The sequence below is a fragment of the Stenotrophomonas sp. YJH_SMC_10 genome, from assembly GCF_059371555.1.
This window is the reverse complement of the sequence record NZ_JCAFUS010000015.1, coordinates 15,334-41,723: the sequence shown is the minus strand read 5'-3', so window position 1 is coordinate 41,723 and position 26,390 is coordinate 15,334. Positions and strand designations below refer to the sequence as shown.

Sequence of the window (26,390 nt, the reverse complement as noted above, 5' to 3'; positions counted from 1 at the left end):
AATACGGGCGCGCCTGCGCGCGCGAACCGCAGGATCGTAGTGCGCGGGGGACGATTGCACAACCGACGCTGGCGTAGGGTGGGGTTTGCTTTGCAGGGCTGCGCCCTGCACCTGCGGTAGTGCCGGCCGCTGGCCGGCAACCTCAACAGCAACATCAGAAGCTGGGTTCCCGTGGGTTGGCGGGGTAGGTCCGGTTGAGGGGGACGCCGTGAACCCGTCCATGGGGCTTGGTCGCGGCATCCATGCCGCTCACACCCCCTCAACCGGACCCACCCCGCCTTCGACAGTTTTCCGCGATCCGTCAGGACAGTTCTTGGGGGTCAGATCCGTTTTCCTCTGGAAAACGGATCTGACCCCATCTTGATTACTCGATATCTGACACATGTGCCGACCAAGGTCGACACCTACCTACAGCCGCGTGAACCTGTCGAAGGTGGGGCGGTGTCGGAGTGCGGGGTGTCAGCCGCATGGATGCGGCTGCTCAGCCTACACGGACGTACTTGCGGCGTCCCCGCACTCCGGCACCGCCCCACCAACCCACGGAAGGCACGCTGTTGCTGTTGCTGTTGCTGTTGCCGGCCAGCGGCCGGCACTACCGCGGGTGCAGGGCTGCAAGCCCTGCACACAAAAAACCCCGCGTGCGCGGGGTTCTCTGTGTGCCGCATGCAGCAGATGCTTACGGGCGACGGGCCAGGGCCTCGACGTCCTTCGCCTTCGGCAGCAGGTCCTGCTTGCTGACGCGCAGGAAGCCGATCGTCAGCATCGGCACCGCGACCAGGATCGAGGACAGCACCACGATCACCGCACCGATCATGTGCGTCTCGGCCAGGCCTTCCATCGACGCACCGCCGTACAGGTACAGGGCAAGCGCCGACAGGAAGAACATCACCGCAGTGATCACCGTACGCGACAGCGTCTGGTTGATCGAACGGTTCAGCACCTCCATCGAGTCCACGCGCAGGCTGCGGAAGTTCTCGCGGACGCGGTCGAACACCACGATGATGTCGTTGATCGCAAAGCCCATCACCGACAGCAGGCCGGCCAGCACGGTCAGGTCGAACTCACGGCCCAGCAGGGACACGTAGGCGACCGTCACGATCAGGTCGAACATCGCCACGATGCTGGCGGTGACCGCGAACTTCCATTCGAAGCGCACCGCGATGTAGATCAGGAAGCCGGCCAGCATGAAGATGGTGGCGTACAGGCCGTTCTTCGCCAGGTCCTTGCCGATCTGCGGGCCGACGAATGCGGTACTCATCACCGTGGCCTGGTTGTCGGCGCTGGACAGCACCTTCACCACGGCCGCGGCGGTGGCCTTGTCCTCGGCAGCGGCATCACCGGTGCCCGGCGCATGCTCGCCGTGCGGCGCCAGGCGGATCAGCAGGTCGGTATTGCCACCGACGCTCTGCACCTGGGCACCGTCGAAGCCGTTCTGCTCCAGCTTGGCGCGGACCTGCTCGACGTCCACGGCCTTCTCGAAACGCGTTTCGATCAGGGTGCCGCCGGTGAAGTCCAGTGCGTAGTTGAAGCCCTTGATGCCGATGATGGCGACCGAGGCCAGGAACACCACGATGGTGACTGCCATGGCGACATGGCGCCAGCGCATGAAGTCGATCTTGGTGTCGTTCGGGAGGATGTGCAGCGGAAACAGTTTCATTGTGCGTGTCGTCCCGTCAGATGGCCACGTTCTGGAGCTTCTTGCGACGGCCGTAGATCAGCGTCGCCAGCGCACGCGACACGGTGATCGCAGTGAACATGGAGGCGAAAATACCGATGATCATGGTCAGCGCGAAGCCCTTCAGCGGACCGGTACCGAATGCGAACAGCGCCACACCGACGATCAGGCCGGTCAGGTTGGCGTCGAGGATGGTGCCCGAGGCACGCTCGTAACCGGTCACGATCGCGGTCTTGCCCGGCACGCCGGCGCGCAGTTCTTCACGGATGCGCTCGTTGATCAGCACGTTGGCGTCCACCGACAGGCCCACCGACAACGCCAGGCCGGCGAAGCCCGGCAGGGTCATGGTCGCGCCGAACAGCGACATCACCGCCACCACGATCAGCAGGTTGAACAGCATCGCCGCCGAGGTGATCACACCGAACATGCGGTAGTAGATGCTGAAGAACACCAGGGTGAACAGGAACGCGAACACCACCGCGCGCATGCCGTTCTTGACGTTCTCGGCGCCCAGGCTCGGGCCGACCACGCGCTCTTCGACGAAGTCCATCGGCGCGGCCAGCGAGCCGGACTTCAGCAGCTTGGCCAGGTCCTCGGCTTCCTTCTTCTGCAGGCCGGTGGTCTGGAAGTTCTTGCCGAACACGCCGTTGATGTTGGCCACCGAGATCACTTCCTCGTTGACCTTGAAGCCACGCACTTCCTGGCCGTCGACGACGGTCACGGTCGGCACGCGTTCGGTATAGACCACCGCCATCGGCTTGTTCACGTTGGCGCTGGTGAAGTCGAACATGCGCTGGCCACCGACATTGTTCAGCGTCACGCTGACGGCCGGGGAGCCACTGTTCGAATCGGTCACCGCCTGCGCGCCGACCATCTGGTCACCGGTGACGATCACGCGCTTGTTCAGCAGGATCGGGCCGCGGCCGTCACGCTGCTGGTAGACCTTCGCTTCCGGCGGGATGCGGCCGGAATTGATGGCGTCCTGCGCATTGCCCTCGACCACCGCGCGGTACTCCAGGGTGGCGGTGGCGCCGATCATGCGCTTGGCTTCGGCGGTGTCCTGCACGCCCGGCAGCTGCACGACCACACGGTCGGCACCCTGGCGCTGGATGATCGGCTCGGCCACGCCGAGCTGGTTCACGCGGTTGCGCAGGGTGTTGATGTTCTGCTCGATGGCGCCGTTGGCGATCTGCGTGATCTCGGTCTCCGGCACGGTGACCGTGATGCGGTTGCCGCTGACGTCATAGCCGAGCGTCGGCTGTGCCTTGACCAGGGCGGCACGGGCACGCTGCGCGGCGTCGTCACCGGCGGACGGGCTCAGGTTGGCCACGATGCTGTTGTCCGCACGGCGCTCCACCGACTGGTAGGCGATGCGGGCGTCACGCAGGGTGCTGCGCACGTCTTCGGTGTAGGCATCCAGGCGCTTGTCGAGGGCGGCCTTCTGGTCGACCTGCAGCACGAAGTGCACGCCACCCTGAAGGTCCAGGCCGAGCACCATCGGGCGACCGCCCAGCCGGGCCAGCCAGTCCGGCACGGTCGAGGCCAGGTTCAGGGCCACCGTGTACTTCTCGCCGACGGTGTCGCGCAGGGCATCGCTGGCCGCGGACTGCGACTTCAGGTCCGGCAGGCGGACGATCAGGCTTTCCCCTTCCTTTTCGGCACCGATGGCAGTGACCCCGGCCTTCTTCAGGTCGGCCAGCACACGGTCGCGCAGCGCATCGTCGATCTGCCCGCCACGGTTGGCGGTGATCTGGATGGCCGGGTCCTTCTGGTAGATGTTGGGCAGCGCGTACAGCGCACTGAGCGCCAGTACGATCAGGATGACGACGTACTTCCAGCGTGGAAATTCGAGCATTGCTTGGGTCCCGCGCGGCGCCATCCCCGGCGCCGCGGTTGTGCTTCGGAAAGGGAGTGGCTTACTTGGCCGAATCCAGGGTGCCGGTCGGCAGCACGCTGCCGACAGCGCCCTTCTGCACGCGGATGCGCACGTTGTCGGCCACTTCGACGGTGATGAAGTGGTCGCCGATGTCGGTGACCTTGCCGGCGATGCCGCCGTTGGTCAGCACTTCGTCGCCGCGCTTGATCTTTTCCAGCATCGCCTTGTGCTCCTTCTGCCGCTTCATCTGCGGGCGGATCATCAGGAAGTACATGATGGCGATCAGGATGATCGGGAACAGCAGCGTGGTCAGGCCCATGCCCTGCGGTTGGCCGCCGGCGGCCTGGGCGTGGGCGGCGGGAATCAGGAAAGCAAGCAGGTTCATCGTTGGTCCTTTGGTTGGGCGGCGCCCCGGCACCATCAGGTGCCACGGTCGCGACCGCGGATCTGGGTCAGCCTTGAAGTATGCCACGGCCCCGGGCGTTCGTCCTTGGGCCGTTTGGCAGGGGGCGTCCGGGTTACAGCGGCGGGGCCACTGCCCCGCGTGCCGCGTAGAAGGACTCGCGGAAGGCCAGGAAGGTTCCCGCCTCGATCGCGGCCCGGATGTCGGCCATGAGCTTTTCGTAATAGAACAGGTTGTGCAGGGTGCCCAGCATCGGCGCCAGCATCTCGTTGCAACGGTCCAGGTGGCGCAGGTAGGACCGGGTGTAGCCGCCGGTGCAGGCCACGCAGCCGCAGCCCGGCTCGATCGGGTCCATGTCGCGCGCGTACTGCGAGTTGCGGATGCGGACGGTGCCGAACGAGGTGAAATAGTGGCCGTTGCGGGCGTTGCGGGTCGGCATCACGCAGTCGAACATGTCCACGCCGCGGGCCACGCCTTCCACCAGGTCCTCCGGCCGGCCCACGCCCATCAGGTAGCGCGGGCGGTCGCCCGGCAGCTCCGGGTCCAGGTGGTCGAGCATGGCATTGCGCTCGTGTTCCGGCTCGCCCACGGCCAGGCCGCCGATGGCGTAGCCGTCGAAGCCGATCGCCTGCAGGGCATCGGCCGAGCGGCTGCGCAGGTCGGTGTGCACGCCGCCCTGGACGATGCCGAACAGGGCCGCGTCGTTGCCCAGCTCGTCATGCGCGTTGCGGCTGCGCTGGGCCCAGCGCAGGCTCAGCTCCATCGAGCGGCGGGCGACGTCCTCGGTGGCCGGGTACGGGGTGCACTCGTCGAAGATCATCACGATGTCCGAATCGAGCACCTTCTGGATCTTCATGCTCTCTTCCGGCCCCAGGAACACCCGGGCGCCGTCGGTCGGCGAGGCGAAGGTCACGCCCTGCTCGGTGATCTTGCGGCGGTGGGCCAGCGAGAACACCTGGAAACCGCCGGAATCGGTCAGGATCGGGCCATCCCAGCGGCAGAAGCCGTGCAGCCCGCCGTGGTCGGCGATGATGTCCAGGCCCGGGCGCAGGTAGAGGTGGAAGGTGTTGCCGAGGATGATCTCGGCGCCCAGCGCGCGCACCTGGTCCGGCAGGATGCCCTTGACCGAGCCATAGGTCCCCACCGGCATGAACGCCGGCGTTTCCACCGTGCCACGCGGGAAGGTCAGGCGGCCACGGCGGGCACGGCCGTCGCGGGTCTTGAGCTGGAACTGCAGTCGGGACATGGAGCGGTCGTTCAGGCAAATAGTCGCCCATTGTCTCCCAAAACCGGGGCGGCCGCCCATTCAGGCCTGAACGGACCGGCTGTGGAGCCACGCCGTGCGTGGCTTTCCTCCCGGGTTCCGGCAGGTACGCACCCACCGTGCGCACCCACCACAGGCAGATGCCGCAGGCGCCCTACCCCGCCTGCGGGAACAGCAGCATCGCGTCGCCATAGCTGAAGAAGCGGTAGCGCTGCTCGATCGCGTGCCGGTAAGCCTCGAACACGCGCTCCTTGCCGGCGAACGCGGAAATCATCATCAGCAGCGTGCTTTCCGGCAGGTGGAAGTTGGTCACCATCGCGTCGACGCTGCGGATGCGGTAACCCGGGGTGATGAAGATCTGCGTTTCACCCGCGAACGGCAGCAGCTCGCCATCGCGCATCGCGCTTTCCAGCGCGCGCACCACGGTGGTGCCGACGCCGATCACGCGGCCGCCGGCGGCGCGCGTGCGCCGCACCTGCTGGACCAGTTCGGCGCCGACGTTCAGCCACTCGCGGTGCATCACGTGGTCTTTCAGGTCATCGGCGCGCACCGGCTGGAAGGTGCCTGCGCCCACGTGCAGGGTGACGTGGCCGAACTCCACGCCCCTGTCCTTCAGTGCGGCCAATAGCGGTTCATCGAAGTGCAGGCCGGCGGTCGGTGCCGCCACAGCGCCGACTTCGCGCGCGAACACGGTCTGGTAGCGCTCGCGGTCGTCCACGCCCGGCTCGCGCTGGATGTACGGCGGCAGCGGCAGTCGGCCGGCGTGCAGCAGCCACTGCTCCAGGGATTCGGGCACATGGAACTGCAGCACATAGAACTCGCCGTCGCGGCCCAGTACTTCGGCTTCGCCACCGGCATCGAGCGCGATACGGCTGCCGGCCTTGGGCGACTTGCTGGCACCGACCTGTGCACGCGCCTGCTGGCCGCCGAGCAGGCGTTCGATCAGGATTTCCACGCGGCCACCGCTGGCCTTCTGCCCGAACAGGCGCGCCGGGATCACCCGGGTGTCGTTGAACACCAGCAGGTCGCCCGGCTGCAGCAGCGACGGCAGGTCACGCACCTGCAGATCGGTGAAGGCCGCAGGGGCCGGCGGCACCAGCAGCAGGCGGCTGGCGGAACGTTCGGCCAGGGGAGCCTGCGCGATCAGCTCGGCCGGCAGGTCGTAGTGGAAATCGGACTTCTTCAAGGCAGTGGGCGGCAACAGGTCGACAATGGCGCGCATTGTACGTGCAGCGTCCGCGAGCCGGCATGCTTCACGGCGAACGTCGCGCAAAATGCTGCTATGCAGCAGGTTTCTGCGGGGTTATCGCGCAAAAAAACAAGTGCTAGCATCGAGTTGGAAGTCCGCTGCACGAGCCTGCCCCCAAGCGCGCGTGATGACGCGCGTTTTGCTTTTGAAGACCCGTGCGACCCATCGTTTCAGGAGATCTGCAATGAGCTTCATCGAACGCCTCGCCCCCCTGCGCGACCAGCCCGGCACCCGCCTTACCACCGGCCTGGACGACGCGACCCTGACTGCCCTGTCCGCCCGCCACCCGCAGCTGGTCGCCGCGGTGGACGCCGCCGCCGAGGAATTCGCGCGCGTGCAGGCCGGCCTGGGGCCGCTGCTGGCACAGGACGAACAGGCGCAGGTCGATGCGATGCAGGACGGCTTCGTCAACTTCTATGCCGACGATGCGGTGACCCCGTACGTGGCGCTGGCCGCGCGCGGCCCGTGGGTGGTCACCCTGAAGGGTGCCGTGCTGTACGACGCCGGCGGCTACGGCATGCTCGGCTTCGGGCATACCCCGGACGCCGTGCTGGAGGCGATGGCGCGCCCGCAGGTGATGGCCAACATCATGACCCCCAGCCTGTCGCAGCAGCGCTTCATCACCGCGCTGCGCGCCGAGATCGGCCACCGCCGAGGCGGCTGCCCGTTCGCCCGCTTCATGTGCCTGAACTCCGGTTCCGAAGCCGTTGGCCTGGCCGCGCGCATCGCCGACGTCAATGCCAAGCTGCAGACCGACCCGGGCGCCCGGCATGCCGGCGCGACGATCAAGCGCGTGGTGGTCAAGGGCAGCTTCCATGGCCGCACCGACCGCCCGGCGCTGTACTCCGATTCCAGCCGCAAGAGCTACATGCAGCACCTGGCCAGCTACCGCGGCGAGGACTCGGTGATCACCGTGGCGCCGTACGATGAGGCCGGCCTGCGCAAGGTGTTCGAGGACGCTGCTCGCAACCAGTGGTTCATCGAGGCGGTGTTCCTAGAGCCGGTGATGGGCGAAGGCGACCCGGGCCGTTCGGTGCCGCCGGCGTTCTATGCCGTGGCCCGCGAACTGACCCGTGCGCATGGCAGCCTGCTGCTGCTGGACTCGATCCAGGCCGGCCTGCGTGCGCATGGCGTGCTCTCGGTGGTCGATTACCCAGGCTTCGAAGGCCTGGACCCGCCGGACATGGAGACCTACTCCAAGGCGCTCAACGCCGCGCAGTACCCGCTGTCGGTACTGGCGGTGACCGAACATGCCGCGCAGCTCTACCGCAAGGGCATCTATGGCAACACCATGACCAGCAACCCGCGTGCGCTGGACGTGGCCTGCGCCACCCTGGCGCAGCTGACCCCGCAGGTGCGCGCCAACATCGCCGAACGTGGCGCCGAGGCCGTGCGCAAGCTGGAGCAGCTGAAGGCCGAACTGGGCGGGCTGATCACCAAGGTGCAGGGCACCGGCCTGCTGTTCTCCTGCGAGCTGGCGCCGCAGTTCAAGTGCTACGGCGCCAACTCCACCGAGGAATGGCTGCGCCAGCACGGCATCAACGTGATCCACGGTGGCGAGAATTCGCTGCGCTTCACCCCGCACTTCGGCATGGACAGCGAGGAGCTGGACCTGCTGGTGGGCATGGTCGGCCGCGCCCTGCGTGAAGGTCCGCGCCGCGAGCAGGCCGCTGCCGCGTAAGCGCCCACTTGCGTGGAGCCGAAGGCAGCGGCAGGAGCCGCTGCCAACGTCGCTGGCGACGGCCCGAAGGGTGCCGGTCAGGACGACCGGCATAGCCATGCTCGACTCAGCCTTTGCCGCGATCTGAACGAAGCGCAGCCGAGCATGGCTCGGCTCTACAGAAGGGCCCATAATCCAAGGACACCCCGTCCCTGGCCGCTCTGCGGTCGGCGACGGGGCGTTTTCGTTTCCGCACCAAGAGACAAGAACCCCCATGAAGTCGATCTGCGTCTACTGTGGTTCCAACGCTGGCAGCAAGCCGGCCTACACCGAACGCGCCATTGCCCTGGGCGATCGCATTGCCCGCGACGGCATGCGCCTGGTGTATGGCGGGGGCAACGTCGGCCTGATGGGCACCGTGGCCAATGCCGTGCTCGCCGCCGGCGGCGAGGTGACCGGCGTCATTCCGCGCCAGCTGGCCGACTGGGAAGTGGCCCATCGCGGCCTGACCGAACTGGAGATTGTCGGTTCGATGCATGAGCGCAAGTCGCGCATGTTCGATCTTGCCGACGGTTTCGTCGCCCTGCCCGGCGGCTTCGGCACCATGGAAGAGATCTTCGAGATGCTGACCTGGCGACAGCTGGGCATCGGCAACAAGCCATGCGCATTCCTCGATGTGGAGGGCTTCTACGCCCCGCTGATCGGCATGATCGATCGCATGGTGGAAGAGCGCTTCCTGCATCCGGACCAGCGCCAGGACCTGTGGTACGGCTCGGACATCGAGGACATGCTGGCGTGGATGCAGAACTACCAGCCGGCCCAGGCCTCGAAGTGGATCGACGAGAAGCGTCGCTCCGCCCTGCGGTGAAGCAACGTCGCGCGGCGGCTCAGGCCACCGCGCGCGCCTTCGGTGCCGGGCGGCCCAACAGGTAGCCCTGGCCATAGTCGCAGCCAAGCTCGCGCAGCGTCTGCCGCTGCGCCTCGGTTTCGATGCCTTCGCCGATGGTTTCAATGCCCAGCGTGCGTGCCAGCGACAGCACGCCTTCGACCAGCGCACGCGTGCTCTGCACTTCCGGCCCATGCAGGCCGGCAATGAAACTCTGGTCGATCTTCAGCGTGCTGATCGGGAAACGGTGCAGGTAGGACAGCGCCGAGAAGCCGGTGCCGAAGTCGTCCAGCTGCACCTGGATGCCGCGCTCGCGAAGGCCCTGCAGGATGCGCAGCGTGTGCGGACCATCGTCCAGCAGCGCCACCTCGGTGATCTCCAGGCGCAGGCGACGCGGATCGGCACCACATGCGTCGAGCAGGCCGAACAGGCGGCCGCTGAACTCGGCCGAGCGGAAGTGGCGGGGTGATACGTTCACCGAGACATAGCTCTGCCCGCCTTCGGCCAGGCCGGCGATGACCTGCTCATAGATCAGCCAGTCAACCTGTTCGATCAGGCCGCTTTCCTCGCCCAGCTCAAGGAATGCGCCCGGCAGCAGCAGGCCGCGGCGCTCATGCTGCCAGCGCAGCAGTGCCTCATGGCCCACCACTTCGCCATCGGACAGGCGCACGATCGGCTGATAGAACGGCACGAAATCGCGGTTGTTGATCGCACGGCGCAGGTCGGCTTCCAGGTCGAGGCTGCGCATGGCCTGCTCACGCATGTCCTCGTCGAAGATCGCGCAGCGGTCATGGCCCTGCGCCTTGGCCCGGTACATCGCCGCATCGGCGTCGCGCAGCAGTTCCTCGCCGGTGCGGTAACGCGGATTCCACAGCGCGATGCCCAGGCTGCCGGACGGGAACAGCTCGCGCCCGGCGATCCATATCGATTCCTGCAATGCCAGCAACAAGCGCTGGCCGAAATCCAGCGCCTGCGCCAACCCTTGCGGACAGTGCAGCAGCACCGCGAACTCGTCACCCCCCAGCCGCGCGACCACGTCCTCCGGGCCGGCCATCGATACGATGCGCTTGGCCACTTCCACCAGCATGCGATCACCCGCAGCGTGGCCAATGCTGTCGTTGACCAGCTTGAAGCGGTCCAGGTCGAGGAACAGCACGGCGAACACCGGCCCTCCCTCACGCTTGGCCAGCGCCAGCGCATCCTGCAGGCGATCGAGCAGGTGCAGGCGGTTGGGCAGGCCGGTCAGCGCATCGTGCATGGCCTGATGGGTCAGGCGCTGCTCGGCCCGCAGGCGCTCGCCGATCTGCCCGAGCAGCTTTTCGTTGACCTCGGCCAGCTCGCGGGTACGTTCCTCCACGCGCTTTTCCAGCTCGGCATGCGCCGATCGCAGCCGCTGCTGGTCGCGCTGGCGCGCCAGGCCGGTTCCGATGTTCTGCGCGACGAAGGTCAGCAGGCGCTGGTCGTGCACGCTGAAGACACTGTTCTCGCTGTAGCTCTGCACCACGATCGCGCCGACCACCTCGTCATCGCGCAGCAGTGGCACGCCCAGCCAGCAGTGCGAACGTGCACCGGACTCGCGCACCTCGCCGCTGGCCAGCAGCGCATCGATCTGCGCGCGCGAAGCCAGCAGGGGCCGCCGGTTGCGCACGACGTACTCGGTCAGGCCGCGGCTGAAGGACCGCGGCGCACGGCTGGCGTTGTGCTCATCCACCGAATAGACGAAGTCCAGGCCGTTGCCGGCTTCGTTCACCAGCGCGATGTAGAAGTTGCGCGCATCCAGCAGGCGCCCGACCACACCGTGTACCTGCCCGTAGAACTGGGCCAGGCTGTCGGCCGACATCGCCATCTCGGCGATGTTGTACAGCGCGGTCTGCAGCTGCTCGGCGCGACGGCGCTCGGCCACTTCCTCCTGCAGGCTGTGGTTGGCGCGCTGCAGCTCCAGCGTGCGCCGCTCCACCTGCTGTTCCAGCCGGACCTGCGCCTGGCGCCGATCCATCGCGGTCTGCACGTGCTGGGCAACAAAGCCCAGCAGTGCCCGCTCGGCCTCGCCATAGCGGGCCGCAAGCTCATAGCTCTGCACGACGATGGCGCCGCATACCCGGCCATCGCGCAGCATCGGCACGCCCAGCCAGTCCAGGCTCTCCGGGCCGCGCTGCGGATCGTGCTCCTGCTCGACCACGCGCGCCAGCAGCTCGCGCGAGGGCCCGCTGAGCGGCTTGCCGTGACGCAGCAGGGCCACGGTCAGGCTGCGCGGCATTTCTTCGGCAGCATGGCTCTGCGCCGGATCGGCGACGAAGTCGTCGACCTGGTCGGCGAAGTACAGGAAGCGGATCTGGTCGCGGACATCGTCGTATTCGACGATGTAGCAGTTTTCCGCGTACATCAGCGTGCCAAGCACGCCGTGCACGTGGCGCAGCATCTCCGACATTTCCAGGTCGGCGCCGGCCAGATCGGCAATCTGGAACAGCGCCTGCTGCAACCGTTCGGCCTCTTCCAGCGCCTTGATCTGCCCGGCCTGGCGGCCACGCTGCAGGGCCAGTTCAATGGCCTGCCGGGCCAGCCCCCACCAGGCCGCCGATGGCACGGCACCTTCCACCGACAACTGCAGGCGGGCGCCGTCATAGTCCCAGCCATGGCAGCCGTCACCGACGCCGGGCGAAGCGAACGCGCCGGCCGCCACGACCGCCGGCCAGCCCCCCTGGCCGCGCCCCAGCTGAGGGTCGTCCCAGCCAACGCGGACCACGGCCGAATCCGGCAGCAGCGCATGCAATGCGCGCACCAGCGCCGTGCTCAGCACGGCCTCGTGTGGTGGCTCTTCCGCCGGTTCAACGTGCGTGGACAAATGACAATCTCTTGGCGCCGTCTGTGCGTCGCCTCCCCTGAGCCGCCGAGCATAGCGCGCCACCCGGGGGGCAATGGAAGCCCGTAAACCCCGAATCGTGCGCCCGTACGTTTTTCCTGCTGTCCGCAGCCGCTTCCACGCCATGAACCTCGCCCTGCCCGCCCCCGTCACCGGCTATGCGCCACCGCCCGCAGGCCTTACCCTGTACGCCGTGGAAGCCAGCGCACTGCCAACCGATGAAGCCTTGATGCTGGCCTGGGCCGGTGGTGACCTGCGCGCGTTCGAAAGCCTGTACGCCCGCCATCGCAAGCGCCTGTTCGGCTTCCTGCTGCGGCAGCTACGCGACACCGCGCTGGCCGAGGAGATCTTCCAGGACGTCTGGCAGCGGGTGATCAGCGCGCGCGCCGGCTGGCAGCCTGAAGCCGCATTCAGCACCTGGCTGTTCCGCATCGCCCACAACCGGCTGAACGACCATTGGCGCGCGGCGCGCCATCGCCCTGCCGCACCGGCCGACGCCGACCTGCGCCTGGCCGCGATCGAGGATGGACAGACGCCGGAAGCAGAGCTTTCCGAATTCGAACAACGTCGCCGCATCCAGCGGGCGATGGAGCAATTGCCGCCCGAGCAGCGCGAAGTGCTGCAGCTGCGGCTGGATCAGGAACTGAGCCTGGAGGAGATCGGCCAGATCACCGGCGTAGGCCGGGAAACCGTGAAATCGCGGCTGCGCTATGCGATGGACAAGCTGCGTGCGGGATTGAACGCATGAACCGAGACGAACCGCTGACGCCGGAAGAACGCGAGCTGGCGCGCCTGCTCGGCCGCCGCGCCGAACAGGGCCCACCGGCCGCGCTGGACGCGGCGATCCTGGCCGCCGCACGCGCTGCCGTGGACGCGCCGCCCGCCGATGCTGTTGCCTCACCGGAGGCGCCACGCGCGCCGCGCCCGCGTCCGCGCTGGCCAGCCGTATTCGGCATCGCCGCCTCGATGGTCTTTGCCATCGGCATCGCCTGGCAGCTGCGCCCGGAGCCCCCGCCGGTTCCTGCGGCTGAAGCCGGGATCGCAGCACCCCGTGTGGCAGCCGATGACGCGGCCGCGACGCAGCGCGCGGACAGCCGTGCCGCCGATCAATCGACCGCTGCCGCTGTGGAACCCGCACCGGCGCAGGCAGCCCCGATGGCCGCGCCGGCTGCTGCACCGGCACCCGCAACGCCGGCCGTCGCGCACGCGCCAGAACCTGCACCGGCCCAGGCCGCCGACGCTCCAGCACCGCCCGCGCAACCAGCAGCGCGAGCCAAGGCGGCGGACGTCGCCGCCGATACCTCATTTGCCGCGCTGCCTCACGCACCGGCTCCCGCGCCTGCGCCGGCAGCGGCACCGCCCGCACCTGCCGCACCGGCGGCTTACCTGGTGCCTGCGCCGGTGTTGGCCCCAGCGCCGGAGGGCGCGCTGAAAGCTCGCAGCGCCGAAGCGGCTGTGGCCAGCGCTGCCGATGCCGAACGGGCCCAGTCACTGGATCGGGTCGAGGTCACCTCGATGAAGCGGCCGGCCCCGAGCCGCTCCGCACCGGGCGTCATGCGGCGCGGCAGCGACGCCGGACTCACTGCCGATGCCGTGCAGGCCGAAGTGGACGCCGATGCCAGGCTGCCCCGGCGGCAGTGGCTGCAGAAGATCCGCGCGCGCCGCGACGACGGCCAGCGCGACCTGGCCCGCGCCAGCCTGGAGCGCTATGTGCAGCAGTATCCGGAGGCCCGCCTGCCGCGCGACCTGCGTCCGCTGCTGGACGACTGAAACGGGCGGGCACCTGTGGCAACCCCGTAGAATGGCGGGAATGCTCGATACCCTTGCCCAGCCGGTCAGCCACACGCTGGAAGTCAAACACAGCCGTTTCATTGCACACGCCGCGCCGATCGACGGTGCTGCGGCGGCACTGGCGTTCCTGCAGCAGGTGGCGGTCGCCGATGCGACCCACAACTGCTGGGCCTACCGCCACGGCCAGGACTACCGCTCCAGTGATGATGGTGAGCCCGCCGGTACGGCCGGGCGTCCGATCCTGGCCGCGATTGACGGCCAGGGCTTTGACCGGGTGATGGTGGTGGTGACGCGCTGGTTCGGCGGTATCAAGCTCGGCGCCGGCGGACTGGTGCGCGCCTACGGCGGCGCCGCTGCGGAGTGCCTGCGCATCGCGCCGCGCCTGCCGCTGGTGGCGATGGCCCGGCTGCAGCTGCTGGCCGGGTTCGAGGAGCTGGGGACCCTGCATGCCACCCTGCCCGCCTTCGGCGCCGAAAAGCGCGATGAACGGTTCGATGCCAATGGCGTGTGCCTGCGGATCGAATTGCCGGCAGATCAGGTCGACGCATTGAAAATCCGACTGCGCGACGCCACCCGTGACCGTATCCGCATACAGGACGACCACCAGGATGACTGACAAGGACGACGCCGCCGCCTCGCCCCCGCCGCTGCGCCGCCTCGGCAGCCTGCGCACGCTGTGGCCGTTCGTGCGCCGCCACAGTGGACTGTTCACCGCCTGGCTGCTGGCCCTGGCGGTATCGTCGGCGGCCACGCTGAGCCTGCCCCCCGCAGTGAAGCAGATGATCGACCATGGCTTCAGCAGTGGGGGCCAGATCAACCGTGCCTTCGCCCTGCTGATGCTGGTGGCGGTCGTGCTGGCGCTGGCAACGGCCGCGCGGTTCTACTTCGTATCGCTGCTGGGCGAAAAGGTCGTCGCCGACCTGCGCAGCCGCCTGTACGCACACCTGATCCAGCTCGGCGCCGGCTTCCATGACCGCAGCCGCAGCGGCGAGCTGGTCTCGCGCCTGACCGCCGACAGCGAGCTGCTGCGCAGCGTGGTCGGCTCGACCATGTCGGTGGCCCTGCGCAGCAGCGTGACCGTGGTCGGCAGCCTGGCGATGCTGTTCGTCACCAGCCCGCGGCTGGCCGCGTGGTCACTGCTCGGCATCCCGCTGGCGGTGCTGCCGATCATCATCGGCGCGCGCAAGCTGCGCGCAGTTGCGCGCAGCAGCCAGGACCGCATCGCCGATGCCAACAGCCTGGCCAGCGAGACGCTGGGCGCGGTCCGCACGGTGCAGGCGCATGCACGCGAGCCCTACGAGCGCGGCCGCTTCGACAAGGCGCTGGGCGATGCCATCGGTGCCGCGCGCCGCCGCATCGGTGCGCAGTCGCTGGTCACCGCCAGCGCCATCCTGCTGGTGTTTGGCGCCATCGTCGGCGTGCTGTGGCTGGGCGCGCACGATGTCATCGACGGGCGCCTCAGCGCCGGTACGCTGGGCCAGTTCGTGCTGTACGCGCTGATCGGCGGCGGCTCGGTCGGCGCCCTGGCTGAAGTGTGGAACGAGCTGCAGCGTGCGGCCGGTGGCATGGGCCGCATCGGCGAACTGCTGCAGGAAGACATCGAGATCCGTGCGCCGGCGCAGCCGCTTGCGCTGCCGCAACCGCTCCGGGGTGAAATCCGCTTCGACGAGGTGGTTTTCCACTATCCGCAGCGCCCGGACCAGGCCGCGCTGGACCACTTCAACCTGCATGTCCGCCCGGGTGAGACCGTGGCCCTGGTCGGCCCGTCGGGCGCCGGCAAGAGCACGGTGCTGTCGATGCTGCTGCGCTTCCACGACCCGGCCAGCGGTCGCATCTGCGTGGATGGCATCGACGTGCGCCAGGTCGACCCGGCCGAACTGCGCGCGCAGCTTGCGCTGGTGCCGCAGCAGCCGACGCTGTTCGCGGCCAGCGCACGCGACAACATCCGCTACGGCCGCCTGCAGGCCAGCGACGCCGAGGTCGAGGCGGCCGCACGTGCGGCCGAGGCCGATGGTTTCCTGCGCGCATTGCCGCAGGGCTACGACAGTGAACTGGGTGAGCGCGGTGCCCGCCTGTCCGGCGGCCAGCAGCAACGCGTGGCAATTGCCCGCGCGCTGCTGAAGGATGCGCCGATCCTGTTGCTGGACGAGGCCACCAGCGCACTGGATGCGCAGAGCGAGCATGGCGTGCAACAGGCACTGGAGCGCCTGATGGCTGGCCGCACCACGCTGGTCATCGCCCACCGCCTGGCCACCGTGCTGAAGGCCGACCGCATCGTGGTGATGGACCAGGGCCGCATCGTGGCCGAAGGCACCCATTCGCAGCTGCTGGCCCAAGGCGGACTGTACGCTGAACTGGCACGCCTGCAGTTCATCGATTGATGACGGCCGGCTAACATCGGCCGGACCAAGCTGGCCTCGCATCAGCAGCATCCGCTGAAGGAGGTCCACGATGTCGTTCCGTCAGTTCCCTGCCGTCGACAGCAATGGCGAAAGCCACATCATCATCGAGTTCAAGCCCGAGGCGAATGGCAGCGGGCACCATTCCGAAGCCACGCCTCGCTATGAACTGGATGATGGCCGTCATCTGGTGCGAAATGGCCGCGAGTTCACCACCAGCGGTGGTGAGCTGAGGCTGACGATCTAGCACTGCCACCCCGCCTGGCGGGTGCCCACCTTGGTGGGCACTGGCTTTATCGCCCCTCTCTGGGTAGGTGTCGCCCCTCGTCGACTCGCTTTTTGCCAAGGGCAGTCGAGCATGACTCGACCCTGCAAAAAGCGTGATCAATTTTTGACCAACCATCTTGACAGCCTTGCCCGCCAAGGGCCGCACGCGGTTATCCACATGTTTGCTCAGCATCCATCCACACCGCCTGTGGATGAATGTGGTCAGCCCAACACGCGCCCGATGCCGCTGGCGTCCACCTCGGCGGCCGCGCGGGTGATCGCCCCCGGATCGCTGCCGGCCACGAACCCAAGGCGGAAGTGCACCTCGCCACCGGGCGTGCGCGAGGAATGGATCGACGCCAGGCTGACGCCATGCTGCTCGAACACATTCAGCAGCGCACGCAGCGAGCCGGGCCGGTCTTCCGGCAGGTGCACCGACAGCGCGTTGCGCTCGGTCAGGTCAGCCAGCAGATACCCCACGCGTTCGAAGGTGTAGTTGCCGTCAGCCAGCGCCTGCTCGCCGAAGGCACTGCGACTGGCCGACAGCAGCTGCTCGCGGAATCCAGCCCGCGCGCTGTCATCGCCCTGCGCAACCTGCGCCCGCAGCGCCTGCAGCTGGCCGACCAGCCGTTCCAGCATCGGCGCCACGTAGGGATTGCCGAACTGGATGTCTTCGTAGATCGCCGGATTGAGCGACAGGATGCGCGCGATGATCGCGGTATCCAGTTCGAACGACGCCGACCGGTACGGCATCATCGCGGCCAGGTCACCCAGCTGCGGCTGGTACTGCCGCAGCACGCCGGCCTGGGCCAGATGGGTGGCATGCACCATCGCCTGCACCAGCGCCATCATCTGGTCGTGGTGCTGCGGCGTGGCCCGCACGCACTCGGCCTGCAGCGCCGCGCACAGCGTGTCGACCCAGGGCTGCCAATGCTGAAGCCGAGCTTCGCAGACCACCATCACCCGGCCCTTCAGCGTCGGTGCTTTCGGCGGCGCGGTCATCGGATGCAGGCCGACCACTTCGGCCTGCGAGTCCAGCATCGCCTGTACCGGTGCTTCCTTCACCGAGGTCACGTCCAGCCACAGCCTGCCCTGCTCGCGGCCGGCCGACTGCCGCACGTACTCGGCGATCAATGCCGGCGTGTGCCGGATCGGTGCCGAGAACACCAGCACATCGGCCTGCGCCAGCAACTGCTCCGGCGTGTGCGAGTCCGGGTCCGCGGGATCATGGCCGATCACCTGCAGCTGCATGTGCTGCTGGAAGAAGCGGGTCAGCCAGCGCCCGTAGGCGCCAGCGCTGCCGATGATGCCGACCGCGCGCGGCGTGCGGGGATCCAGGCCGCTCATGCCACGCGTTCGGCGCGGAAGCGCGTTCCTTCGGCCAGCGCCGCCGGCGCGGCGGCGACCACGTCGAATTCCTCGAAGCCGTTGTCCAGGGTCGCCTCCAGCGCCGCGTGGGTGCCGGCGATCGCCCGCGAGATGGCCAGCTGCATCGATTCGCCGCGCAGCAGGAAGGACACCACCAGCGACATCAGCACATCCCCCGTACCGGCCACGTCCACCGGCAGCAGTGGCGAGGTCCAGCGCCAGGTCTCCTCGCGGCCAACGGCCAGGGTCACCAGTTCACCCGGGTTGCCGCCCACGCTGTGCGCGATCACCCAGTGCGGGCCACGATCCAGCAGCGTGCGCGCGGCGGCGATGGCATCGGTCTCGGCCAGCGCCGGCATGCCGGTCAGGCGATTCAGTTCGAAGGCATTGGGCGTCACCAGCCAGGCGTGCGGCAACAGGCGTTCGGCGAAGACCGCTTCCAGGCCCGGTTCCACATAGGGCCCGGTGTGGGTGTCGCCGATCACCGGATCCAGGCAGTAGCGCAACTGGGGGCAGGCCGGCAGGATCCCGTCCAGCCAGTCGGCGAACGCCGCGCCGTTGGCGGTACTGCCGAAATAGCCGGACACCAGCATCTTGGCGCGCTGCGGCAGGCCACGCTCGTGGGTCCCGAGCAGCAGGTCGGCGAACCAGTCAACCGGCAGCACGCGGCCCCGCGTAGTGTCGTAGAACGGGGCATTGCTCAGCAGCACGGTCGGGATTTCCGCCACGCGCACGCCGAGTGCGCGCATCGGCGGTACAGCCGCGCTGTTGCCGGCATGGCCGTAGACAAGTTGCGACTGGACCGAGATGACATCGATCGGCGACGGCCCATCCGGCCGCTGGCGGCGGCCGTGGACCAGATGGTTATCAAGGGATTCGCTCATGACCGCATTCTACGCCCAAGGGGGTTTTCGGCAGGGCTTGCAGCCCTGCACCTGCCGAAGGCGAAGCCGAAGCAAGATCAGGAGCCGCATTCCGTGGGATGGCGGGGCGGTGTGGGTGGTCAGGACACGCCGTAAACCCATCCATGGGGGCTCGATGGCGCCATCCATGGCGCCAACGGTCCTGCCCACCCACACCGCCCCGCCTCTGACAGATTCCCGCGACTGTTGGTGGGTGCCGACCGTTGGTCGGCACATCTGTGGGATACCGAAATAAATCGGGGTCAGATCCGTTTTTCTTCGGAAAACGGATCTGACCCCACGAGCTGTTCCGACAGATCGCGGAAAACTGTCGAAGGCGGGGTGGGTCCGGTTGCGGGGGCGTGAGCCGCATGGATGCGGCGACCGAGCCTACATGGACGTATTTACGGCGTCCCCCGTAACCGCACCCACCCCGCCAACCCACGGATAGCCAGCTTCTGCTGTTGACGTTGACGTTGCTTCGGCAGGTGCAGGGCTGCAAGCCCTGCAAAACCCAAACTCCTCAGTGAGCAGCAGGCCGCGACGGCGGCAGCCACGCCGCGACGATGCCCAGCAGCGGCAGGAACGCGGTCAGCTGATAGACGTACTCGATACTGGTCTTGTCCGCCAGCAGGCCGAGCACAGCCGCGCCCAGCCCGCCCATGCCGAAGGCGAAGCCGAAGAACAGACCGGACACCATGCCGATACGGTGCGGCATCATTTCCTGCGCGTAGACCACGATGGCCGAGAATGCCGAGGACAACACAAAACCGATCAGCACCGCCAGCACCGTGGTCCACAGCAGATCGGCATGCGGCAGCATCAGCGCAAACGGCGCCACGCCCAGGATCGAGGTCCAGATGATCGGCTTGCGGCCGATGCGATCACCCAGCGGGCCACCCAGGAAGCCGCCGGCCGCAGACGCCACCAGGAACGCGAACAGGTGCAGCTGCGCCTGTGCCACCGGAATGCCGAAGTGGTGGATCAGGTAGAAGGTGAAGTAGCTGCCGATGCTGGCCATGTAGAAGTACTTGCTGAAGATCAGCACCAGCAGGATCGCCAGCACCTTGGCCACGGTGCGCGGCGGATGGCGCGGGGCCATCGAGGCGGTGCTGGCCGGGCGCGGGGTGCCCAGGTGCAGCGCGTACCAGCGGCCGACATAGGTCAGCAGCGCGATGCCGATCAGCGCGGCGCCGGCAAACCACGATGCGGCATGCTGGCCATACGGCACGATCACTGCGGCCGCAATCAGCGGGCCCAGTGCGGTACCGAAGTTGCCGCCGACCTGGAACACCGACTGCGCGAAACCGTGCCGGCCACCCGAGGCCAGCCGGGCGATGCGCGAGGCCTCCGGGTGGAAGATCGCCGAGCCGATGCCGACCATGGCCGCGGCCATCAGCACCACCGCGTAGTTCGGTGCGAAACCGAGCAGCAGCATGCCGCACAGGGTCGAGGCCATGCCGATCGGCAGCGAGTACGGTGCCGGGCGGCGATCAGTGGCCATGCCGATCAACGGCTGGAAGATCGAAGCGGTGAGCTGATAGGTCAGCGTGATCAGGCCGATCTGGGTGAAGCTGAGGTTGAAGCCGCCCTTGATCACCGGATAGATGGCCAGGATCAGCGACTGCATCATGTCGTTGACGACATGCGAGGTGGAGATGGCGGCCAGCACGCCGGGAGCTACCGGGCGCGAGGTCGTTGCGGGAGAAGCCAGGGTCGACATGGACGCAGTCAGGTTGGGGGCGAGCCCCGCATGCTACGGTTGCCCTCCCCTCCCTTCTGCCGCGTTCAGGTCATGCCCTATCGCAAAAAGGACATCGCCGGCGACGTCGATCCGGCCGCGCCCTGGCGGGAGGTTCCCCTGCACCGTCCGGTCACCTATCGGGTCACCCAGTACCCGGTGGGCACCCACATTCCCGGGCACAAGCACCAGCGCCACCAGCTGGTCTACGCCATCTCCGGCCTGATGGTGGTGCGATCGGAAGTCGGCCGCTGGGTGGTGCCCTCGAACCGCGCGATCTGGATGCCGGCCGGGATGGTGCACGCGGTGGACTGCATCGCCGCCGTGCACATGCGCAGCCTGTACATCGACCCGTCGTTCGCCCCGCACCTGCCGACCGAGCCGTTCGCGGTGCAGGTGTCGCCCTTGCTGCGCGAGCTGCTGCAGGCCGCCACGCTGGTCAAGGGCGAGCACATCGAGGACAGCCGCGATGGCCGCGTGGTGCGCCTGCTGCTGGACGAACTGCACCGCATGGACGTGCTGCCGCTGCACCTGCCTGCGCCGAGCGACCCGCGCCTGCTGCGGATCTGCCAACACCTGCAGAAGCACCCCGGCGATGAAGCCACGCTGCAGGACTGGGCGCAGGCGCTGGAGGTGGACGTGAAAACCATCCAGCGCCACTTCGCCAGCGAGCTGGGCATGACCTTCGGCCAGTGGCGGCAGCAGGCGCGGCTGCTGGCTGCCCTGGAACGATTGGCGGTAGGCGACAAGGTCATCGATGTGGCGCTGGCGATGGGTTACGACAGCCCCAGCGCGTTCAGCAGCATGTTCAAGCGCCAGCTGGGGCAGACGCCTGCGGCATTTTTCCGATGATCGCAAACGAAAACGCCGGGCATGGCCCGGCGCTACCGCCCAACGCTTCCGTTGAAAAACTCAGGACGTCATCCGGTCCCAGAAGCCCTTCACGCCATCCATGAACGTCGCCGACTTCGGCGAATGCTTGCGTGCTTCCTCGCCGACGAAGGTGGCTTCGAACTGCTCGAGCAGCTTGCGCTGTTCGTTGGTGAGGTTGACCGGGGTCTCCACCACCACGCGGCAGTACAGGTCACCTTCGCTGCGGCTGCGCACCGAACGCACGCCCTTGCCGCGCAGGCGGAACAGCTTGCCGGTCTGGGTCTCGGCCGGGATGCGGATCTCCGCTTCGCCGCCGAGGGTAGCCACGCGCACGGTGTCGCCCAGTGCCGCCTGCGAGATGCGGATCGGCACTTCGCAGTGCAGGTCGTCGCCATCGCGCTGGAAGATCGCATGCTCGCGCACCCGCACTTCCACGTACAGGTCACCCGGCGGCGTTCCTGCCGGGCCGGCTTCGCCTTCGCCCTGCAGGCGGATGCGGTCGCCGGTATCGACGCCGGCCGGCACCTTCACCGACAGCACCTTGTCTTCCTCGACGCGGCCGTTGCCATGGCAGGTCTTGCAGGGCTTGGCGATGATCTGGCCACGGCCGCCGCAGTTGTGGCAGGCCTGCTGCATGGCGAAGATGCCGCGCTGGATGCGCACCTGGCCGCGGCCATGGCACACGTTGCAGGTCTCGACCTTGCCGTCCTCGGAGCCACTGCCATCGCAGTCGCCGCACTCGGCCAGGGTCGGAATCTCGATCCGGCGCTCGACGCCGCGCACGGCTTCTTCCAGGTCCAGTTCCATCACGTAGCCGATGTCGGCACCGCGACGGGCCTGGCGTGGACCACCGCCGCCACCGCCAAAGATGTTGCCGAAGATATCGCCGAAGATATCGTTCATGTCCGGGCCACCCGGACCGCCGCCGCCCATGCCGTGCTCGAACGCGGCGTGGCCGTGGCTGTCGTACATGCGGCGCTTGTTGCCGTCGGACAGCACTTCGTAGGCTTCCTTGCACTCCTTGAAGGAGGCCTCGGCCGCCGCATCACCCGGGTTGCGGTCCGGATGGAACTTCATCGCGCAGCGACGGTAGGCCTTCTTCAGCTCTTCGTCGGTGGCGGTGCGGGCAACGCCCAGCACTTCGTAGTAATCGCGCTTGCTCATATCGTGAATCGGGTTCCGGAACGTCGGGATTCGTCAAAGCGGAAGAGCGGAACCAGGTCCGCTCTTGCGTCGGGCGCCCCGACACGCCGGTGGGCGGTCAGGACCCTGATGCGACAACGGGACGCTGGCTGGCAGCGTCCCGCGTCGGTCCGGATCAGGACTGCTTGTCGTCCTTGACTTCGGTGAACTCGGCGTCGACCACGTCATCGTTGCCCTTGCCGGCATTGCCGGCATCGGCACCCGGGGCACCGCCCTGGTCGGCCGAAGCCGCAGCGAACAGCGACTGGCCGGCTTCTTCCAGCGCCTTCGACTTGGCTTCGATCTGCGCCTTGTCGTCCCCCTTCATCGCGGTCTCCAGGTCGGCCAGGGCCGCCTCGACCTTGCCGATGACATCGCCGCCGACCTTGCTGCCGTGCTCGGTGATGGCGCTGCGGGTGCCGTGGATCAGGGCGTCGGCCTGGTTGCGGGCCTGCACCAGTTCCTGGAACTTCTTGTCTTCCTCGCGGTTGGCTTCCGCGTCGGCGACCATCCGCGCGATCTCTTCCTCGGACAGGCCCGAACCGGCCTTGATCTCGACCTTCTGTTCCTTGTTGGTCTTCTTGTCCTTGGCCGACACGTGCAGGATGCCGTTGGCGTCGATGTCGAAGGACACTTCCACCTGCGGCAGGCCGCGCGGGGCCGGCTCGATGCCGGACAGGTCGAACTTGGCCAGCGACTTGTTGTAGCGGGCCTGTTCGCGCTCACCCTGCAGCACATGCACGGTCACGGCCGACTGGTTGTCCTCGGCGGTGGAGAACACCTGCGAGGCCTTGGTCGGGATGGTGGTGTTCTTCTCGATGATCTTGGTGAACACGCCGCCCATGGTCTCGATGCCCAGCGACAGCGGGGTCACGTCCAGCAGCAGCACGTCCTTGACGTCGCCGCCCAGCACGCCGCCCTGGATCGCCGCACCCAGTGCCACGGCTTCGTCCGGGTTGACGTCCTTGCGCGGTTCCTTGCCGAAGAACTCGGTCACCGCCTGCTGCACCTTCGGCATGCGGGTCTGGCCGCCGACCAGGATCACCTCGCTGATGTCGCTCGAACGCAGGCCGGCATCGTTCAGGGCGACGCGGCACGGCTCGATCGACTTCTTGATCAGGTCGTCCACCAGTGCTTCCAGCTTGGCGCGGGTCAGCTTGATGTTCAGGTGCTTCGGACCCGACGCGTCAGCGGTGACGTACGGCAGGTTCACTTCGGTCTGCTGGGCGCTGGACAGCTCGATCTTGGCGCGCTCGGCGGCGTCCTTCAGGCGCTGCAGGGCCAGCGGATCCTTGCGCAGGTCGATGCCCTGGTCCTTGTTGAACTCTTCAACCAGATACTCGATGACGCGGTTGTCGAAATCTTCGCCACCCAGGAAGGTGTCGCCGTTGGTGGCCAGCACTTCGAACTGCTTCTCGCCGTCGACGTTGGCGATCTCGATCACCGACACGTCGAAGGTGCCGCCGCCCAGGTCGTACACCACGATCTTGCGATCCTTGTTGTCGCCCTTGTCCAGGCCATAGGCCAGCGCGGCCGCGGTCGGCTCGTTGATGATGCGCTTGACGTCCAGGCCGGCGATGCGGCCGGCGTCCTTGGTGGCCTGGCGCTGGCTGTCGTTGAAGTAGGCCGGCACGGTGATGACCGCTTCGGTGACCTTCTCACCGAGGAAGTCCTCGGCGGTCTTCTTCATCTTTTCCAGCACCTTGGCCGAGATTTCCTGCGGCGCCATCTTCTTGCCGTCGCTGGTGGCCACCCAGGCATCGCCGTTGTCATGGGCCAGGATGCTGTACGGGACGTGGGCGATGTCCTTCTGCACCTCGCCGTCGGTGAACTTGCGGCCGATCAGGCGCTTCACCGCGTAGAAGGTGTTCTTCGGGTTGGTCACGGCCTGGCGCTTGGCCGAGGCACCGACCAGGACTTCGCCGTCCTTGGTGTAGGCGACGATCGACGGGGTGGTGCGATCGCCTTCCGAATTCTCGATGACGCGGGCCTTGCCGCCGTCCATGATCGCCACGCACGAGTTGGTGGTGCCGAGGTCGATACCAATGATCTTGCCCATGGGGGAGACTCCTGAGGATGCTAGTTGGGGTCAGTCCGGCCGTTCGGCCGGTGGATGAATACGATGTGGGGGAGGCTCGTGGAACATTCAAGCCATCCTCCGAACGCTGTGTTTCCGGTCATCCGGCGCGTTCAGCGTCGGGTCGGGTGGCGGTGTCTGTCCGCCGCCCGGCCCCGCGGGATCACTCAGCGGCCACCACCACCAGCGCCGGCCGCAGCAGGCGCTCGTTGAGCAGGTAGCCCTTCTGGAACACGGTCACCACGCTGCCCGGGGCGGCACCCGGGGTCGGGGCCTGGCTGATCGCCTGGTGGTGTTCCGGGTTGAACGGCTGGCCGATCGGGTCCAGCAGGACCAGGCCGTTGTCGGCAGCGACCTTGAGCAGCTGCTTGTAGGTCAGCTCCAGGCCTTCGCGCAGCGGGTGCGGGTCGTCGCCGGCGGCCTTCAGGCCGGCATCCAGGCTGTCGAACACGGGGAGCAGATCGCCCAGCAGCTTCTCGTTGGCGAACTTGCGGGCCTGTTCGATGTCACGGGCAACGCGCTTGCGCTGGTTCTCCAGGTCGGCGCGCTCACGCAGGGCATCGGCCTTGACCTGTTCGATTTCGGCGCGCAGGCGCTCGACTTCGTCGTTGACGCCGGCGGTGGCGGCCGCATCGGCGGCACTCTGCTGGGATTCGATATCTGGCTGTTCGTGGTTCATGTCTGGGTCCCTGGCGGTCAAACTCCGCCTCCAACCACCCTAGTGTGGGCGGGATGCTGCGTTTCAAGCGTCGGATGTTCCCGGCGTGCGCCCGGCCGGTGAAAAGGCCGCGCCGAGCACATCGGCCGTGGCCTGGACCAGCGGGATCACGCGGTCGTAGGCCATCCGCTTGGGACCGATCACCCCCAGCACGCCCAGCACCTGGCCGTTGGCGGTATAGGGGGCGGTCACCAGCGAGACGCCTTGGAGCGGCATCATCCCGGTCTCCTCGCCGATGAAGATGCGCACGCCCGGAGCCTGGATGGTCCGTTCCAGCAACTGCAGGATCTCGCGCTTGCTGGAGAACAGCTCGAACAGTTCACGCAGGCGTTCCAGGTCGGACAGGTCCTGCACCCCCATCAGCCGGGTCTGCCCGGCCACCAGCATGTCGTCAGCCGCCGGCTGCAGGGCCTGCTCGGCCAGTTCGATGCTGTGCGCCAGCAGCTGCTCCAGTTCGGAACGGGCGTCGTGCAGCTCCAGCAGCAGGCGGGTGCGGATCTCGGCCATCGGCAGGCCGGCGAAATGCGCATTGAGGTAGTTGGCGACCTGTTCCAGCTGGCCCGGCGCAAACTCCTGGCGGGTCTCGATGACCCGGTTCTGCACCTCGTTGTCGGCGAACACCAGGATCGCCAGCACCCGCCGTCCGTCCAGCGGCACAAAATCGATCTGGCGGAAGGCGAACTGCTCCCGCCGCGGCGCGCTGACCACGCCGACGAAGTGGCTCATCGCCGACAACAGTTCCGAAGCGCTGCCGAGCAGGGCCTGGGTACTGCCGCCACCGGCCAGTTCCTGGCGCAGGCGGGCCAGTTCGCCCTCGCCCGGCGGCTGCATCTGCAGCAGGCTGTCGACGAACACCCGGTAGCCATGCGCGGTCGGGACGCGCCCGGCCGACGTGTGCGGCGAAGCCAGCAGGCCCAGGTCTTCCAGGTCGCCGAGGATGTTGCGGATGGTCGCCGGGCTGACCTCCAGGCCGGCCACGCGCGCCAGCGTCTGCGAGCCGACCGGCTCACCGTCCTTGATGTAACGCGCGATCAGCGTGCGCAGCAGATGGCGCGCACGCGGGGCAAGCTGGTCGGGAGAACCGTGCATGGAATCAACCTGTGAGACACGGACACTAGATAATGGCGGCGCATCACCTTGGCAAGTCATTGGACCTCCCGCGCCCGCGTGCTAGCGTTGCGCGGCTGCTGATACCCCCC

21 protein-coding genes are annotated in these 26,390 nt (G+C 67.6%); 8 read left to right on the top strand and 13 right to left on the bottom strand.

Annotated elements, in window-relative coordinates:
- Positions 1–676: 676 nt before the first annotated feature.
- The 5 genes from secF to queA all read right to left on the bottom strand — a co-directional run bounded on the left by secF (position 677) and on the right by queA (position 6,440).
- Entirely contained in the window at positions 677–1,657 is a 981-nt protein-coding gene (gene secF, locus AC5P9C_RS17380) for a protein translocase subunit SecF (RefSeq protein ID WP_014646828.1), read from the bottom strand.
- Between the two features lie 16 nt (positions 1,658–1,673).
- Positions 1,674–3,530, bottom strand: coding sequence for a protein translocase subunit SecD (gene secD, locus AC5P9C_RS17375; RefSeq protein ID WP_014646827.1), 1,857 nt, complete (start codon positions 3,528–3,530; stop codon positions 1,674–1,676).
- A 61-nt stretch (positions 3,531–3,591) separates the two neighbouring features.
- Positions 3,592–3,936: a preprotein translocase subunit YajC gene (yajC, locus tag AC5P9C_RS17370; protein ID WP_005416201.1), complete on the bottom strand. Its 345-nt coding sequence runs from the start codon at positions 3,934–3,936 to the stop codon at positions 3,592–3,594.
- A gap of 133 nt (positions 3,937–4,069) precedes the next feature.
- The gene (gene tgt, locus AC5P9C_RS17365; protein ID WP_049464416.1) at positions 4,070–5,200 is read right to left on the bottom strand and encodes a tRNA guanosine(34) transglycosylase Tgt; all 1,131 of its coding nucleotides are present in this window, start codon (positions 5,198–5,200) and stop codon (positions 4,070–4,072) included.
- A gap of 172 nt (positions 5,201–5,372) precedes the next feature.
- The gene (queA, locus tag AC5P9C_RS17360) at positions 5,373–6,440 is read right to left on the bottom strand and encodes a tRNA preQ1(34) S-adenosylmethionine ribosyltransferase-isomerase QueA (protein ID WP_088475965.1); all 1,068 of its coding nucleotides are present in this window, start codon (positions 6,438–6,440) and stop codon (positions 5,373–5,375) included.
- A 211-nt stretch (positions 6,441–6,651) separates the two neighbouring features.
- On the opposite strand from queA, the gene AC5P9C_RS17355 reads away from it, so the two are divergent.
- Both AC5P9C_RS17355 and AC5P9C_RS17350 read left to right on the top strand, forming a co-directional pair.
- Complete coding sequence (locus tag AC5P9C_RS17355; RefSeq protein ID WP_329851054.1) at positions 6,652–8,148, top strand: aminotransferase class III-fold pyridoxal phosphate-dependent enzyme; 1,497 nt, start codon at positions 6,652–6,654, stop codon at positions 8,146–8,148.
- Positions 8,149–8,401: 253 nt separating this feature from the next.
- On the top strand, positions 8,402–8,995 hold the full coding sequence (locus AC5P9C_RS17350) for an LOG family protein (RefSeq protein WP_049464410.1): 594 nt from the start codon (positions 8,402–8,404) through the stop codon (positions 8,993–8,995).
- A 19-nt stretch (positions 8,996–9,014) separates the two neighbouring features.
- Here the strand turns inward: AC5P9C_RS17350 and AC5P9C_RS17345 are convergent, their stop codons facing one another.
- Positions 9,015–11,855 (bottom strand): bifunctional diguanylate cyclase/phosphodiesterase, encoded by a 2,841-nt coding sequence (locus tag AC5P9C_RS17345; protein ID WP_057493790.1) that lies wholly within the window; start codon positions 11,853–11,855, stop codon positions 9,015–9,017.
- A 247-nt stretch (positions 11,856–12,102) separates the two neighbouring features.
- On the opposite strand from AC5P9C_RS17345, the gene AC5P9C_RS17340 reads away from it, so the two are divergent.
- The 5 genes from AC5P9C_RS17340 to AC5P9C_RS17320 all read left to right on the top strand — a co-directional run bounded on the left by AC5P9C_RS17340 (position 12,103) and on the right by AC5P9C_RS17320 (position 16,310).
- Entirely contained in the window at positions 12,103–12,621 is a 519-nt protein-coding gene (locus tag AC5P9C_RS17340) for an RNA polymerase sigma factor (RefSeq protein WP_231353173.1), read from the top strand.
- Positions 12,618–13,643, top strand: a complete 1,026-nt coding sequence (locus tag AC5P9C_RS17335; protein WP_329851057.1) for a hypothetical protein — start codon at positions 12,618–12,620, stop codon at positions 13,641–13,643. Before AC5P9C_RS17340 ends, AC5P9C_RS17335 begins: the two co-directional genes overlap by 4 nt.
- A gap of 40 nt (positions 13,644–13,683) precedes the next feature.
- Complete coding sequence (locus AC5P9C_RS17330; RefSeq protein WP_057493792.1) at positions 13,684–14,280, top strand: IMPACT family protein; 597 nt, start codon at positions 13,684–13,686, stop codon at positions 14,278–14,280.
- Positions 14,273–16,045: an ABC transporter transmembrane domain-containing protein gene (locus AC5P9C_RS17325; RefSeq protein ID WP_057493793.1), complete on the top strand. Its 1,773-nt coding sequence runs from the start codon at positions 14,273–14,275 to the stop codon at positions 16,043–16,045. Before AC5P9C_RS17330 ends, AC5P9C_RS17325 begins: the two co-directional genes overlap by 8 nt.
- 70 nt (positions 16,046–16,115) lie before the next feature.
- The gene (locus AC5P9C_RS17320) at positions 16,116–16,310 is read left to right on the top strand and encodes a hypothetical protein (RefSeq protein ID WP_049466425.1); all 195 of its coding nucleotides are present in this window, start codon (positions 16,116–16,118) and stop codon (positions 16,308–16,310) included.
- A gap of 242 nt (positions 16,311–16,552) precedes the next feature.
- Here the strand turns inward: AC5P9C_RS17320 and AC5P9C_RS17315 are convergent, their stop codons facing one another.
- The 3 genes from AC5P9C_RS17315 to AC5P9C_RS17305 all read right to left on the bottom strand — a co-directional run bounded on the left by AC5P9C_RS17315 (position 16,553) and on the right by AC5P9C_RS17305 (position 20,323).
- Positions 16,553–17,677 (bottom strand): prephenate dehydrogenase, encoded by a 1,125-nt coding sequence (locus tag AC5P9C_RS17315; protein ID WP_414615140.1) that lies wholly within the window; start codon positions 17,675–17,677, stop codon positions 16,553–16,555.
- Positions 17,674–18,582, bottom strand: coding sequence for a pyridoxal kinase (pdxY, locus tag AC5P9C_RS17310; protein ID WP_049466422.1), 909 nt, complete (start codon positions 18,580–18,582; stop codon positions 17,674–17,676). Before pdxY ends, AC5P9C_RS17315 begins: the two co-directional genes overlap by 4 nt.
- Before the next feature lie 541 nt (positions 18,583–19,123).
- A complete protein-coding gene (locus tag AC5P9C_RS17305) occupies positions 19,124–20,323 on the bottom strand; it encodes an MFS transporter (protein ID WP_049470279.1) in 1,200 nt (399 codons plus the stop codon).
- A 72-nt stretch (positions 20,324–20,395) separates the two neighbouring features.
- Here AC5P9C_RS17305 and AC5P9C_RS17300 point away from each other — a divergent pair, with 72 nt between their 5' ends.
- Entirely contained in the window at positions 20,396–21,193 is a 798-nt protein-coding gene (locus AC5P9C_RS17300; protein ID WP_049470282.1) for an AraC family transcriptional regulator, read from the top strand.
- A gap of 60 nt (positions 21,194–21,253) precedes the next feature.
- Here AC5P9C_RS17300 and dnaJ read toward each other — a convergent pair whose 3' ends face one another.
- The 4 genes from dnaJ to hrcA form a co-directional block, all read right to left on the bottom strand.
- Entirely contained in the window at positions 21,254–22,378 is a 1,125-nt protein-coding gene (dnaJ, locus tag AC5P9C_RS17295; protein WP_049470284.1) for a molecular chaperone DnaJ, read from the bottom strand.
- Between the two features lie 154 nt (positions 22,379–22,532).
- Positions 22,533–24,455 (bottom strand): molecular chaperone DnaK, encoded by a 1,923-nt coding sequence (gene dnaK / locus AC5P9C_RS17290; protein ID WP_343542283.1) that lies wholly within the window; start codon positions 24,453–24,455, stop codon positions 22,533–22,535.
- Positions 24,456–24,636: 181 nt separating this feature from the next.
- Complete coding sequence (gene grpE / locus AC5P9C_RS17285; protein ID WP_019661244.1) at positions 24,637–25,152, bottom strand: nucleotide exchange factor GrpE; 516 nt, start codon at positions 25,150–25,152, stop codon at positions 24,637–24,639.
- A 63-nt stretch (positions 25,153–25,215) separates the two neighbouring features.
- Complete coding sequence (gene hrcA, locus AC5P9C_RS17280; protein WP_103282845.1) at positions 25,216–26,280, bottom strand: heat-inducible transcriptional repressor HrcA; 1,065 nt, start codon at positions 26,278–26,280, stop codon at positions 25,216–25,218.
- Between the last annotated feature and the right edge of the window lie 110 nt (positions 26,281–26,390).